The 12,761-nt window shown below is 64.0% G+C and carries 8 protein-coding genes and 15 tRNA genes; 21 read left to right on the top strand and 2 right to left on the bottom strand.

Annotated features, from left to right (window positions below; all coding sequences use genetic code 11):
- The coding region (locus tag VNH11_06720; GenBank protein ID HVA46050.1) for a trypsin-like peptidase domain-containing protein at window positions 1-1,870 on the bottom strand (1,870 nt) is incomplete at its 3' end.
- A gap of 498 nt (window positions 1,871-2,368) precedes the next feature.
- Between VNH11_06720 and VNH11_06715 the strand changes: the two genes are divergently transcribed.
- From VNH11_06715 to VNH11_06690, 6 genes are all read left to right on the top strand, one after another.
- Window positions 2,369-2,953, top strand: coding sequence for a hypothetical protein (locus tag VNH11_06715; GenBank protein HVA46049.1), 585 nt, complete (start codon window positions 2,369-2,371; stop codon window positions 2,951-2,953).
- Window positions 2,954-3,207: 254 nt separating this feature from the next.
- Window positions 3,208-4,104, top strand: a complete 897-nt coding sequence (locus tag VNH11_06710; GenBank protein HVA46048.1) for a MoxR family ATPase — start codon at window positions 3,208-3,210, stop codon at window positions 4,102-4,104.
- A 9-nt stretch (window positions 4,105-4,113) separates the two neighbouring features.
- On the top strand, window positions 4,114-5,295 hold the full coding sequence (locus VNH11_06705) for a DUF58 domain-containing protein (GenBank protein ID HVA46047.1): 1,182 nt from the start codon (window positions 4,114-4,116) through the stop codon (window positions 5,293-5,295).
- Between the two features lie 23 nt (window positions 5,296-5,318).
- A complete protein-coding gene (locus VNH11_06700) occupies window positions 5,319-7,766 on the top strand; it encodes a transglutaminaseTgpA domain-containing protein (GenBank protein ID HVA46046.1) in 2,448 nt (815 codons plus the stop codon).
- 18 nt (window positions 7,767-7,784) lie between these two features.
- On the top strand, window positions 7,785-9,380 hold the full coding sequence (gene pckA, locus VNH11_06695; GenBank protein ID HVA46045.1) for a phosphoenolpyruvate carboxykinase (ATP): 1,596 nt from the start codon (window positions 7,785-7,787) through the stop codon (window positions 9,378-9,380).
- A complete protein-coding gene (locus tag VNH11_06690; GenBank protein ID HVA46044.1) occupies window positions 9,381-9,518 on the top strand; it encodes a hypothetical protein in 138 nt (45 codons plus the stop codon). It abuts the gene before it with no gap.
- On the opposite strand, the gene VNH11_06685 is transcribed toward VNH11_06690, so the two are convergent.
- Window positions 9,515-10,261, bottom strand: a complete 747-nt coding sequence (locus VNH11_06685) for an SDR family oxidoreductase (protein HVA46043.1) — start codon at window positions 10,259-10,261, stop codon at window positions 9,515-9,517. The two genes, VNH11_06690 and VNH11_06685, sit on opposite strands and share 4 nt — an antisense overlap.
- An 800-nt stretch (window positions 10,262-11,061) precedes the next feature.
- Here VNH11_06685 and VNH11_06680 point away from each other — a divergent pair.
- The 15 genes from VNH11_06680 (at window position 11,062) to VNH11_06610 (ending at window position 12,698) form a co-directional block, all read left to right on the top strand.
- Window positions 11,062-11,133 (top strand) — tRNA-Phe (locus VNH11_06680).
- A 13-nt stretch (window positions 11,134-11,146) separates the two neighbouring features.
- Window positions 11,147-11,219 (top strand) — tRNA-Glu (locus VNH11_06675).
- A gap of 102 nt (window positions 11,220-11,321) precedes the next feature.
- A tRNA-Lys gene (locus VNH11_06670) sits at window positions 11,322-11,393 on the top strand.
- A gap of 9 nt (window positions 11,394-11,402) precedes the next feature.
- Window positions 11,403-11,474: transfer RNA gene (locus VNH11_06665), tRNA-Ile, on the top strand.
- A 34-nt stretch (window positions 11,475-11,508) separates the two neighbouring features.
- Window positions 11,509-11,581 (top strand) — tRNA-Lys (locus tag VNH11_06660).
- 135 nt (window positions 11,582-11,716) lie between these two features.
- A tRNA-Gly gene (locus VNH11_06655) sits at window positions 11,717-11,787 on the top strand.
- Window positions 11,788-11,793: 6 nt separating this feature from the next.
- A tRNA-OTHER gene (locus VNH11_06650) sits at window positions 11,794-11,892 on the top strand.
- Between the two features lie 6 nt (window positions 11,893-11,898).
- Window positions 11,899-11,973: transfer RNA gene (locus VNH11_06645), tRNA-Asn, on the top strand.
- Window positions 11,974-11,986: 13 nt separating this feature from the next.
- Window positions 11,987-12,071: transfer RNA gene (locus VNH11_06640), tRNA-Ser, on the top strand.
- 7 nt (window positions 12,072-12,078) lie between these two features.
- Window positions 12,079-12,169, top strand: a tRNA-Gly gene (locus VNH11_06635).
- A gap of 96 nt (window positions 12,170-12,265) precedes the next feature.
- Window positions 12,266-12,340, top strand: a tRNA-Asp gene (locus VNH11_06630).
- A 13-nt stretch (window positions 12,341-12,353) separates the two neighbouring features.
- A tRNA-Leu gene (locus tag VNH11_06625) sits at window positions 12,354-12,428 on the top strand.
- Between the two features lie 11 nt (window positions 12,429-12,439).
- Window positions 12,440-12,521: transfer RNA gene (locus VNH11_06620), tRNA-Tyr, on the top strand.
- A 16-nt stretch (window positions 12,522-12,537) separates the two neighbouring features.
- Window positions 12,538-12,610 (top strand) — tRNA-Glu (locus VNH11_06615).
- A 4-nt stretch (window positions 12,611-12,614) separates the two neighbouring features.
- Window positions 12,615-12,698 (top strand) — tRNA-Leu (locus tag VNH11_06610).
- Window positions 12,699-12,761: the final 63 nt, after the last annotated feature.

Here is a 12,761-nt window from a genome sequence, read left to right as displayed (position 1 = left end):
GTTGCCGGGCCAGCTTCAGCTTGCCCGCCGCTTGCTTTTCGCGGTTGGCGTCGCCGTCGGCATCGGCGTCGTCGTCCGCCGTTTTGGCCTTTTTGGGCGCCGCGGCGTCGGCCGCGATGTTGGGGAACTGAACCTGGTAGCGCGCCGAGAGAATCAGCCGCGTCTTTTCGTAGGCCGCTCCGATATTGACGAAGTCGAACCGGCCGTACGACTTCTTGTAAATCTGGTCCATATCGACGATGTGGACGAGCCTGCCGATCTCGGCCTCGATCGAAAGCTTGCGCAGGTCGTTGGCCGTCTGTTCCAACTGCAAGGCGTCGGCGGTGGCCAACAGCACCAGGTCGGCATCGACGCCCACCAGGTCGAGATTGCGCAGCTTATGGACCGTTTCGGGCAAAAAGTCGGCCACCTTTTTGTAATACACCGACAGCTTGACAAAGAACCCCGGCGACCGCTTTTTCGGCGACGGCACGTGCGGACGAGGCGTGTGCTTCAGGCGGTCGAACAGCGAACGATTGATCTTGCCGATCTCATTCCAGTAAGCCAGCGTCTTTTCCGAAGCGCCCGCCGGGCCGTGGCTTTCGTGCCGCGGCTTGGGCAGCGACGCCAACGGCTGCACGCCGCTTTGCGTCGATTCCATCATTTTCTTCACGTGCTCGATCGAGATGGCGAAGTTCAGGTTCTGCCCGTCGGTGCGGCTCCAGGTATTCAGGCCGACGACTTCGCCCTGGCGGTTGACCAGCGGCCCGCCGCTGTTGCCGCCGCTGATCGGCGCCGTGGTCTGAATCCAGAAGGCGTCCAAGTCGTAGTGCTGATGGTCGCTATAAACGTCGACGCCGGTCATGGTTTTGAAATTGTCGCGCAGCTCCGTGCCTAGCCGGACGGCGCTGACGATGCCGTTGGTCACCGTGCTTCCCAGGCCCCGCGGGGCGCCGAACGCAAACACTTCTTCGGCCTTTTTCGGATGCTCCGCAGCCACGCGCAGCGGCTTGATGCGCCGGCCTTGAGTGTTGATTCGCAAAATCGCCAGGTCTTTGCCGGGGGCGATCACCAGGTAGCCGGTGACGTCGGCCGTCGATTGGTCGGCGAAGCGGACCACGGCCTTCTTCGCCCCCTCGATGACGTGATAGTTGGTGACGATCGTTCCCAGTTCGTCGTAAACGAACCCGCTGCCGAGTCCCCGGCCGACATCGACCACCACGACCGATGGTTCGACGACCGTCACCAGTTCCGTGGCGGAGCCTTGCATGGGCAGCAGAGGAGCAGGCGCAACGGTCGGGGCCGGCGGTTGCGGTGGCGACGCGGCGACATTCGCGGCAACGTCGCCGGTGCCCGGCGCGCCCGCCGGCGGCAGCGGCGGGGAAGTCGGCGGCATGGTTGGGCCTGCCACGATGTTGGCCGGCGGTTGCGGCATGGGTGGTGGAGCCACAGTGGCTGGCAACGATGCGGCCGCGCTCGGGCCGTTGGGCCCAGGCGTGGCCTGAGCGTTGGCGGTGTACGTGCCCGAAAGCACTGCGGCGTGGGCCGGCGAATCGGCCGCCGTTTCCGCCGGACGAGCGGCGACCGGCGCCGCGGGCGCGCGAGAAAGGCGGACCGCGAGGTACAGCGACAACGGCAGGAAAATCGTGGCGATCAACAACGCGCCCGCCAGGAGCAGCTTGCTATCGACTTTCGGCTCCGGCTTTGTCTCCGGTCGCGGGCGGGGCCGCAAGAAGGGATTGGAGGCGGCGGGACCGGCAACCTCCGGCGACGAACCGATGGCCGGAGCAAAAATGTGCCGGCAGTGCGGACACCGGACTTCCTGATTGGACAGCGATGCGCGGATCGCGACCCGCTGGCCACACCCTGGGCAAACGACTTGCGGGTTCATGTGGCACCTAAGAGCGAACAATGCTGCTGCATCCACGATTTACCAAGCACGGCCAATCAGCTTAGCAGCCGCGGGGACCGCGAGCAAGCACCGGCGGTTGCCGCCAGGGTGTAATGCGCGGATAGAAATGTCCCCTTAAGGCGCGGGTGGAAATGTCCCCACAATCACCCTCGAGGAGCCGCAAAAAATCGTCTTAAAGGCATTGGGTGAAATCGGTACAGGAAAGAATCTGCCGACGCTGCGTAGGCTGTCGGCCGGCAGCGATTTTTTGTACGGATCGAAGCCGAGAAGTCGCTCCAAAAGGTCCAGCAGCGTCTGCGCTGACGTGCGCGCAACATCTTTGCCAGGCGGTCGTCTTTGCGCCGGCCGATCCGCCGGCGCGCGATAACGCAAGATTTGACCGTTGAGCGGCGCTGGCGGTTGACTTCGCCCGTCTTGGGTGAAGAATTGCTGCAGTTGGCGGAAAGGCCGCCTTACAAAGTCGGCGGGAGGGCGTGTGTGTCGAAATTGGCTACGGTTGTCGGTGCCCTGTCGGCGATCGTAACGCTCGTCGACTATCTGGCGGCGAAGTCGTTTCTTTCTCACTGGCTGCAGCGGCAAATCCGTCACGATGAAGCGGGATGGCACATTTCGCCAACGCTGAACCTGCTGTTCGTCGGGGTGCTGGTCTTGCTGATTTGGCTGGCGACCGACTCGCCGGCCAGCGAACCACCAGCCCGCAAGCGGCTGTTCCGTCTTCGCGCCCAGTTGGTCATGTGCGGCTTGGCGGTGTGGTTCCTGTTGGGCCCGGCGATCGGCGACGTCGAGCTGAACGCCCCCTCGTTGTGTTCGACATCTCCTGTGGCCTCGTCGGTCGCGTCGGGCGGCTCCCAGACCGTCGAAGCCGCCCAGCGAGCCGTGCAGCCGGTTGCGCAGGGCACCGTCACCCTCGGCCCTTCGCAGGGCCACACCAGCCAGTTCACCTGGCATCGTCCGGTTCCGCCCGCCACGGTCAACGGGCTCTGGAAGCCAGGCGATGGGCTGCGCGCCATGGCGCGGCTGCTGGAAAACGCGTCAGCCACGCCGCCACCGCACGGCCGGTAGGCCACATGGATACGCAAACGGAAAAGTTAGCTTTTAGGCGAGGGCACCCGGTAGCCGACGGCGGGCAGAGTCGTTACCCTATATCCAGGGTCCTGTCGAGTCAACCTACCGGTCAGTATCGGGCAAAGCAGTACCGGCGGCCCACTTTGCTCCGAGCGCCGCCGGTCTGCGCCCTTCCTTTTTCCGCGACAATCAAGACGGAGTACATGATGGCGTCCGATCTCCAGAGCCTGGTCGGCGAGCTGGAGACCAATATGTCGAAGGTCGTGCTGGGCAAGGCCGACGTGGTGCGGCTGTGCATCGTGGCTCTGCTGGCCGGCGAGCACGTGCTGCTGGAAGACGTGCCCGGCGTGGGCAAGACGTTGGTCGGAAAGGCCCTGGCCAAGAGCATTGCGGCCCGGTTTTGCCGCATTCAGTTCACTCCCGACCTGCTTCCCAGCGACATCGTGGGCAGCAGCGTGTTCAACGCCAAAACGACCGAGTTCTTTTTCAGCGCCGGGCCGGTGTTCGCCAATATCGTGCTGGCTGACGAGATCAACCGCACCACGCCCCGCACACAAAGCGCGCTGTTGGAGGCCATGAGCGACAGCCAGGTGTCGATCGACGGCACGACGCACCGCCTGCCGCGGCCGTTCATGGTCATCGCCACGCAAAACCCCTTTGAGTTCGAAGGCACTTACCCCTTGCCGGAAAGCCAGTTGGACCGCTTCCTGCTGCGGATCAGCGTGGGTTATCCCGATCGCGACGACGAGCTGCAAGTGCTCGCCATCCATCGCTCCGGCGAGCCGGTCGAGGAGCTGACGCCCGTGCTCGATTGCAACCAGGTGCTGGCCTTGCAGCATGCCGCGCGGCACGTGGCGGTCGAAGAATCGCTCCATGAATACTTGCTGGACATCGTCGAAGCCACGCGGCGCTGCGAAGAGCTGCACGTGGGGGTGAGCACGCGCGGCGCGCTGTGTTTGTATCGTGCCTGTCAGTCGCTGGCGTTGGTGGAAGGCCGCGACTTTGCGGTTCCCGACGACGTAAAGCGGCTGGCGGTGCCCGTCTTGGCCCATCGCGTGATACCCAAGGGCTACCTGCACGGCAGCCAGCGCGGCGCGATCGAGGCGCTCATCCAGCGGCTGGTCGAAGACGTGGCGGTGCCGAACTAGGAGATCCGCATGTCCCATCGCCGCTTTCGCATATCGCTCACCTTCGAGGGCGCCTGCTTCGCCGGCATCGCCGTCTTCATCCTGGCCGGCGCCCTGACACGGCAAATCAACCTGCTGATGGTGCTCTTCGGCCTGTTGGCCGGAGCTTTTTTCATGCACTGGCGGATGGTCACCAAGATGCTGCGCAACATGGAAGTCGCGCGTCGCTTGCCCAAGTCGGTCTCGGCCGGCGACTTACTCGTGGTCGAGCTGACCGGCGTCAACGCTCGCCGGCGTCTGGGGGCCTGGTCGGTGGTCGCGACCGATACCGTCTGCCGAGAGGATGAACGCGGCGCGCGGCCGGTCCGCGCGCGCGCCCTGTTTTCTTACGTGCCCGCCGGTGCCACGCGCAACACAAACTATCGCGGGCGTTTGGCCCAACGGGGCCGCTATCGCTTCGGCCCTTTGCAGTTGTCGAGCCGGTTTCCGTTCGGCTTTTTGCAATATCGCATGCGCTTCGACGCCTACGAGACGATGCTGGTGTTTCCCCGGCTGGGCCGGTTGACGGCAGGCTGGCGGCGTTGGCAGGACGGACTCGAAACACGGCTCGGCAGCAGCTCGCCCCGCCAAGGTTTTTTGGAGGGCGACTTTTACGGCTTGCGAGATTGGCGCAGCGGCGATAGCCGCCGCTGGCTCCATTGGCGGACTTCGGCCCGGCGCCAAACTCCCGTCGTCCGCCAGTTCGAGCAGCAGCGCGACCGCGGACTGGCGGTCGTGCTCGAGCTTTGGCAACCCGACCGTCCCGGACCGGCCGAGAGCGACGCCGTGGAGATGGCCGTCAGCTTCGTGGCCACGCTGGTCGATGAATTGTGCCGCGCGGGTGGTCGCGGGCTGTGCGTCGCCATCGCCGGCCGTCCTGGCTGGCTGGTCGATGCGCCGGCTTCCGCCGCCCTGTTGGAAGAAGTGATGTGCCAGCTCGCCTCCAGCGAAGCGACCTCGGACGATACCTTGCCGCAGACGCTGTCGAACGTCTTCGACCGCATACGACGCGGCACACAGACCCTGATTGTGAGCACTCGAACGGTTGATCTCGACGATGAGCGTCGGTTCGCCCTTCTGTGCCATGATGGCCAACGACGAAAATGGCTCTCCAGATTGAAAACGGTCAATTCCAGCGACAGCAGCCTCAGCGAGCTGTTTCAAGTGTCCTGAACGGTCGGCCGCCGCGTCGCACCGTGCGGGTCGCTGCGCGCGCCGGGGCCGAGCGCCGGCTGCAAATCAGCCTGGCGGTGCTCACCGCGCTGGGAACGCTGTTATTGGGCATGGGCGAACGCAACGTGTTGTTGCCCGTGCTGGCGGTGATCGTCTCCGTCAGCTCCGTTTACCTGACCGATATCAAGGGCTGGCTGCAGCTCAACACGTTCGTGGCCAACGTGGCGGGCGTCATCGCTTTGGCCGTCACCTGGCGCGACTGGAACACGTACGCCTCGGAAGGTCAGCTCTTGTCGCTGGCCAACTTGCTGATCTATCTGCAGTTCGTGCTCTTGTATCGCAAGAAAAGCGTTCGCAATTATTGGCTGCTGCTGTTGCTGAGTTTGTTGCAAGTGGCGGTGGCCACCGCGCTCAACCTGAGTGTTTCGTTCGGCCTGCTGCTGCCCGTCTACATGTTCGTCGGTTTGCTCACGATGGCTTTGTTCGTGGTCTTTCGGGAGCATGTCGAACAAGAGGGCGCTGGCGGGCCGGCGGAGCCGGCGGCTGCGGCTGGTGACGGCGCAGGCCGCGGGCCGCGGGCACGGGCCCGCGCTTCGCGGCAAGTGTGGCAGTCGTCGGCCTCGTTCGAGAGCGGGTTGGGCTGGGCCTTCTTGCGGCAGATGATTTGGCTGGCCGCCGGGACGTTCGTCTTTTCGCTGATCTGGTTTTTTGGGCTGCCTCGCGGGGGCAAGAAAGGGCCTTGGCGTCCGAGCGGTGTCATACCTTTTACCAGCGTGGGCTTCTCGGAAAGCGTCAGTCTCGGTCAGTTGGGCGAAGTTTATGAGAACCCTGAAGAGGTCATGCAGGTCCAGTTCACGGATGACGCTCGACCCAACGAAGGTTATCGCGTGGGCGGCGATTCCGCTCTCTTTCGCGGCAGCCTGTTGTATCGCTATGGGCGCGGCCGTTGGGAACCCCTTCGTCAACGCGCTCTTCGAGGGCAGACGCTTCCTCTGCCGCGCCTGCCCGACGATTTGCCTAAGGAGCCGCAGCCTGTGCGGGAGAAGATCACGATCGGCGCCCGCACCGACCGCATTCTGTTCACCGTCCTGCCGGCCTTTGCGGCCGGTCCGACGGACCTGCGATACTCGCCCGACACCGAGCAACTTGTGCGGTCGAAAGACATTGACAGCATTTTCCCCTACGAGCTGCTGACGACGGCCTTTCGCGACCATATTGCTCAGATGTGGGTGCCGGCCGACGGAGAGCCTGACGCCGATGCCGCCTTGCAGATGCCGCGGAAGCGAGACGGCAGCGACCCGTTATTGGGACTGCGGGCAGCAGCCGCGGCGGTCGCGGCCAACGTGCCGGACAAGCAGCCCGAGTTGATCGCGCGGGCGCTGGAAGGTCATCTGCGCGACGAAGGCGCATTCCAATTCTCGTTGAGATCGGTGCGGCGCGCACCCGGCACCGACCCGGTCGAAGACTTTGTGGTGACGAACCGCCAGGGGCATTGCGAGTATTTCGCCAGCGCCTTGACGCTGATGCTCCGCAGCCTGAATATTCCGGCCCGGCTGGCGCTGGGCTTCAAAGGAGGTGAGTGGGACCCGGTCCACCGCCTTTACCAGGTCCGCGAGTTGCACGCGCACGCCTGGGTGGAGGCCTATGTGGGGCCGAAGGAGTTGCGGCACAACCTGCTCGATCATCCGCAAGCGAGACGCCACGGCGCCTGGCTGATACTCGATCCCACACCCTCCCGGTCCGGCGACGATGAGTTGGCCGACAGCTTTGGAATCGGCGCCCTGAGGCGGTTGCTCGATCTGACCCAGCTCGTCTGGACCAACTACGTGTTGGGCATGGATTCGCGGCGGCAACAAGAAGCGATCTACCAGCCGTTGCTGGAGCGGCTGGAAAGCGCCTTGCACAGTCTCACTGATGAAGAAGGGCGCGAAGAGATTCGCCGCTGGTTGGCCGAGGTGTTGCAACAGCGGCTCGGCCTTTCTCACGGGCTGTTGAGTTGGCAGGGACTGCTGATCTCGATGACATCCTTGCTGGCGGGCGTCGGTTCGTGGAAGGCGGCCAGCATGCTGGCAGGTCGCGTGCGCCGCTGGCGAAAGCGTCGGCCCGCGGCACTTCGGCGCGCCGCGAGGCGAGTCGAGTTCTACGAGCAGTTCGAGTCGTTGCTGGCCCGCTACGACATGCCGCGCGTCGCCGCTCAGACGCAGCTCGAGTTTGCCCTGGCCACTGGCGGGCACCTCGCCGAGTCGCCCTTGACGCAGCCGGCCGGCGCGCTGCCGCGGCGCATTGCCGAGGCGTTTTATCGCGTCCGTTTCGGCAAACGGGAGCTGGACGACGCTGAATCTGAGTCGGTCGAGCGAGCGATCGCCGAGCTGAGCGCCGCGCTCGCCGCGCGCCAGGCGGTCGAGAAACACGTCGAGCGCGGGACCTCCGGACGGTATTGGTTCACCGCGAACGGCGCAAAAAAGTCGTAGGGTGGGACGAGGACGTGCATGCAGGATAATTTCGATCTGAGTCAGTACGGCATCTCGGTGGCCGAAGTGTGGCGCAACGCGCCGGCGGCCCGGCTCTATGAAGTGGCCATCGAGACCGACAAGTGCGCCCTCAGCGCCGCGGGCGCGCTCATCGCGCGGTCGGGCACGAAAACCGGCCGCAGCCCCAAAGACAAACGCATCGTCGACCATCCGCGCAGCTCGCCCGACATCTGGTGGGGCGATGTCAACATCGCGCTCGACGAACAGACGTTTCTTACCAACCGCGAGCGGGCCATCGATTTTTTGAACTTCCGTCCGCGGCTGTTCGTGTTCGATGGCTTCGCCGGCTGGCATCCCAAGTACCGGCTGAGAGTCCGCGTGATCTGTGCCCGGCCATACCATGCCATCTTCATGCACAACATGCTCATCCGGCCCATGGCCGACGAGTTGGCCGACTTCGGCAAACCTGACTACGTGATCTTCAACGCGGGCGAGTTCCCGGCCAATCTGCACACGCGGCACATGACCTCCAAGACCAGCATCGACCTGAGCTTCGAGCGCGGCGAGTTCGTCGTGCTGGGCACGGAATACGCCGGCGAGATGAAAAAAGGCATTTTCACCATCATGAACTACCTCATGCCCAAGCAGGGCGTGCTCTCGATGCACTGCTCGGCCAACGAGGGGCCGGCGGGCGACGTGTCGCTGTTTTTCGGTCTTTCCGGCACCGGCAAGACCACGCTCTCCGCCGACCCCGGCCGCAAGCTGATCGGCGACGACGAGCACTGCTGGTGCGACGACGGCGTGTTCAACATCGAGGGGGGCTGCTACGCCAAGTGCATCAACCTTTCGGCTGAAAAGGAGCCGCAGATTTATCAGGCCATCCGTTTCGGCTCGGTGCTGGAGAATGTGACCTGCGATCCGTTGTCGCGGGAGGTGAATTACTCGGATGCGTCGATCACCGAAAACACGCGGGCCAGCTACCCGATCGAGTTCATCCCCAACGCCCAGATTCCCTGCCTGGCCGGCCATCCGCGGCACGTGATCTTGCTGACGTGCGATGCCTTCGGCGTGTTGCCGCCCGTCAGCAGGCTTACGCCGCCGCAGGCCATGTATCACTTCATCAACGGGTACACGGCGAAGGTGGCGGGGACGGAGCACGGCGTCACCGAGCCGCAGGCCACGTTTTCGGCCTGCTTCGGCGCCGCCTTTCTGGTCTGGCACCCAACCAAGTACGCCGAGATGCTGGCCGAGCGCATGCGGACCTACGGGGCCGAAGCCTGGCTGGTGAACACGGGTTGGACCGGCGGATCGCACGGCAGCGGTTCGCGCATCCCGTTGGTCAGCACGCGGGCCATCGTCGACGCGATCCACGCGGGCGACCTCTCGCACACCAAGACGGTGGAAGAGCCGTGGTTCGGGCTGCACGTGCCGACGGCGTGCCCCGGCGTGCCGGAAAGGTTGTTGTCGCCCGAACGAGCCTGGGACGACCGCAACGCCTACGCCCGGACGGCCCGCAAGCTTGGCCGGCTGTTTCAACGACATTTTTCCCAATACGCCGACGCGGCCAGTGAGGAGACCTTGATGGCCGGACCGCGCTGCGCCGAGGAAGGGTAAATGCACGCGGACAGCCAGCCACCGCGTGAGTTGCTTCCGTATCGCTGTTCAACTATGCCTACAAGACGCTTGCGGTTCTTCCTGGCCGGCATCATGCAAGGCTCGCACCTGGGCACGGCCCTGCACGGGCAAGACTAACGCAACTCCCTCCCGCCGTTGACGTCCAGCGTGGCGCCGAAAACAAAGCTGGCGGCCGGGCTGGCCAGAAAGACGATCGAGCGGGCAATCTCTTCGGGCGAAGCCATCCGTCGGGCCAACAGCTTCGTGGCCAGGTAATCACGGTCCTGCTCGGCGATGGCTTGCTTGCCCATTTCGGTTTCGGTCAGTCCGGGAGCGACGCAGTTGACGCGCACTCTTGGGGCCAGCGTCTTGGCGGCGCTCTTGGTCAGGTTGATCACGCCTGCCTTGGCCGCCGCATAGTGGGCGTGGTGTGCGGCGCCCGTGTGGCCCGCCACGCTGGCCACCGTCACGATCGACGCACCGTCGCGCATCAGCGGCGCCACCGCGCGCAGCACATAGAACATGCCGTTCAAATTGACCTGGATCACTTCGTTCCATTCGTCCGCCGTAACATCCAGAAGCGGCCTGATGACGTTCGTGCCCGCACAGAGAATTGCGGCGTCGAGGCCGGGCACGCTGCCTTCGACTTCGCGCAGCGCCGAATCGACTGAGACCGGGTCCGCCATGTCGAGCCGCACCGTCCAAGACCTTCGCCCCGCGCCAGCCACAGCCTGTGCGGTGGCGGCAGCTCCGACGACGTTGTTGTGATTCGCAAGGACAACGTCGGCGCCTTCCTCGGCCAGCAGGCGGGCCGTGGCCGCGCCGATGCCGCTCGACGCCCCGGTGACAAAGGCGATTTTACCGCTCAGGCCAAGATCCATGCGTTCCGTTTCCCAAGCTCCCCAAGAGGAACCGTGTTCGGTACAAGTCTCTCCTTGGTCAGCTCTGCCGCCACTATAGTCGAAGGAATTGTGGCCGTCGAGCCAGCGGCGCCTTGCGGCGGCCCCCGCCACCCGTCCGGACGACGGAGCCATCCGGCATGCCGGCATCACGGCAACATCACGCGCCCGCCGCAGACTACGAGCGTCTGCCCAGTACTGAAGCTCGATTCCACTGACAACAGGAACAACACGACGTTGGCGGTGTCCTCGCCGTGGCCGATCCGGCCCAAAGGAGTCGATCGAACGATAGCGTCGATCCGGTCTTGGGCGACGCCGGACAAAACCTCTGTGTCGCGGATCGGGGGGTAGTGCAGGCCATTAGATCCGCGGGCCAGTGGCCACGGTCGAAGGCAGTGTTCGGATTCTGTTCGGGCCGCGAATACATCGCCGACCGCGGGTGCGAAAGGCTTCGTCGTTTATGCAAGCTGAAGAATTCAAGCGAACCAATTGAAACCTTCCGCGTCTATGAAGGTATAACCTAGCGGATGCAGCTGATCGTGTGGTCGGCCTGCGCCGCTTCTAACGACGGCCCCAAGCGGGCCAACGAGATTTCCAATGACTTCCAAACGGCCAAGCATCACCAACGAACGCATAGGGACGTGCTTATTTGCCGGTCAACCGGCGAATTCGCTCCCCGCGCATCCGTTGCGCTTGTGACGCTCGGCCGTTCTGGCGAGACAAGGCTTTTCAAAGGCCCGGTGTCACAAGACACCGGGCTTTTTTCGTTGGCGCCCAACCACGGGTCGGTAGCTGAGACGGTTTAGCACCTGCCTGAAAACCAGGAAACGAGGATTCGAGCACCTCCCGACCCACTGACAAAGACAGGGCTCGTTCGTCTAGCGGCTCAGGATGCCGGTGTTTCAAGCCGGAGACCGGGGTTCAACTCCCCGACGAGCTACTTGAAACCAGAACGTAGGAAAGCGGCTATTCCGCCTGGTCGGGGAGACCAAGACATGCGGCAACTACAGCGGCTCAAACGCATACGCCAGATCGGCAACATGGGGTCGTGGCGTAACGGCAGCGCATCCGCCTTTTAAGCGGAAGGGTGAGGGTTCGACTCCCTCCGGCCCCACTGGCTTTTCGGCACGTAGCTCAGTGGCAGAGCGGGACTCTTATAAGGCCCTGGTCGAAGGTTCGATTCCTTCCGTGCCGACTGGCTTGGCGGAGAGGCGGCAAACAAACAACACGGGATCAAGGTGTTAGCGGCAGCATACCTGGCTCTTAACCAGGCTGGTGACGGTTCGAGCCCGTCTGGTCCCACTTGAGGCAAACAGGCACTGGTCGTCTAGCGGCGAAGACACCGCACCCGTAACGCGGCAACGTGGGTTCGACTCCGGGCACCGCGCGCAGCGTGGTCCGGTGCTCTCGATCTTTGACAATTTGGTGATCGCTCAAGCACCCATGATGTAGCGGATGCCTGTCTGCCTGCCAGGCAGAATGTGCCGGTTCGACTCCGGCTGGGTGCTCTTTAGCGGCGTGTAGGAAAGCCTGGGATTCCGCCGGGCACCGCCGGCATGGATGCTGGTGGTCGCGGGAGCACGAGAGCGCCGGTTCAAATCCGGCCACGCCGACTCGATTGCGGTGGAACTCGTGCTGGTACGGGTAGGCGGCTGTTAACCGCCCTGACGCAGGTTCGATTCCTGCCACCGCAGCTTCGACAGAAACGGAAGGGCAAGCCAACCGGCGATGGCAGCCGCCTCGAAAGCGGTCGAGCAGCAATGCCTTGGGAGTTCGACTCTCCCACCTTCCGCCTTGACGTGCCCTTGGCCGAGCGGCAAAGGCTCCAGCCTTCCAAGCTGGCCGACCACTGCTGCGCGGCGGTGCCCGGTTCGACTCTCGCAGGGCACTTTTATTGATCGGGGATCGGCTAACGGCAGACCACCTTGGCTTAGAACCAGGGATGCTGTGGGTTCGAGTCCCACCTGGGCCACTTGAATACAGCTCGTCCTCGTGGAGCAGCCTGGAGTGCTCGCCACCCTGTCACGGTGGAGATCGTGGGTTCAAATCCCATCGGGGACGCTTTAGAAATCGCGGCGCGGTACGCAAACAGGCAAAGCGGCCAAGCTCAAACCTTGGTGACCTGTCGGTTCGACTCCGACCTGCGCCACTCGACAACATGCGTCGGTTGGGCATTGGCAAGCTCACGTGGCCGTAACCCACCCGCCTTCGGGCTTTGCAGGTTCAACTCCTGCCCGGCGCACTCGAAAACACAACTTGGCCCGTTGGTCTATCGGTTCAGGACGCGAGCCCCTCAAGCTCGGAAGGCGGGTTAGACTCCCGCACGGGTCGCTTTGGCCAAGTGGCGCAACTGGAAGACGCACGACGCTCAGAACGTCGGCCCCTCGTGGGCGTGGGAGTTCGAGTCTCCCCTTGGTCACTTTGACGCAGGTGGGCCAGTGCTCAGTGGAGCCTCATAAGCTCCGCGCGCCGGGTGCGACTC

The sequence above is a fragment of the Pirellulales bacterium genome (genome assembly GCA_035533075.1).
GTDB lineage: Bacteria > Planctomycetota > Planctomycetia > Pirellulales > JAICIG01 > DASSFG01.
The sequence above is the reverse complement of the archived record's forward strand: the minus strand, read 5'-3'. Positions and strand labels throughout refer to the sequence as shown.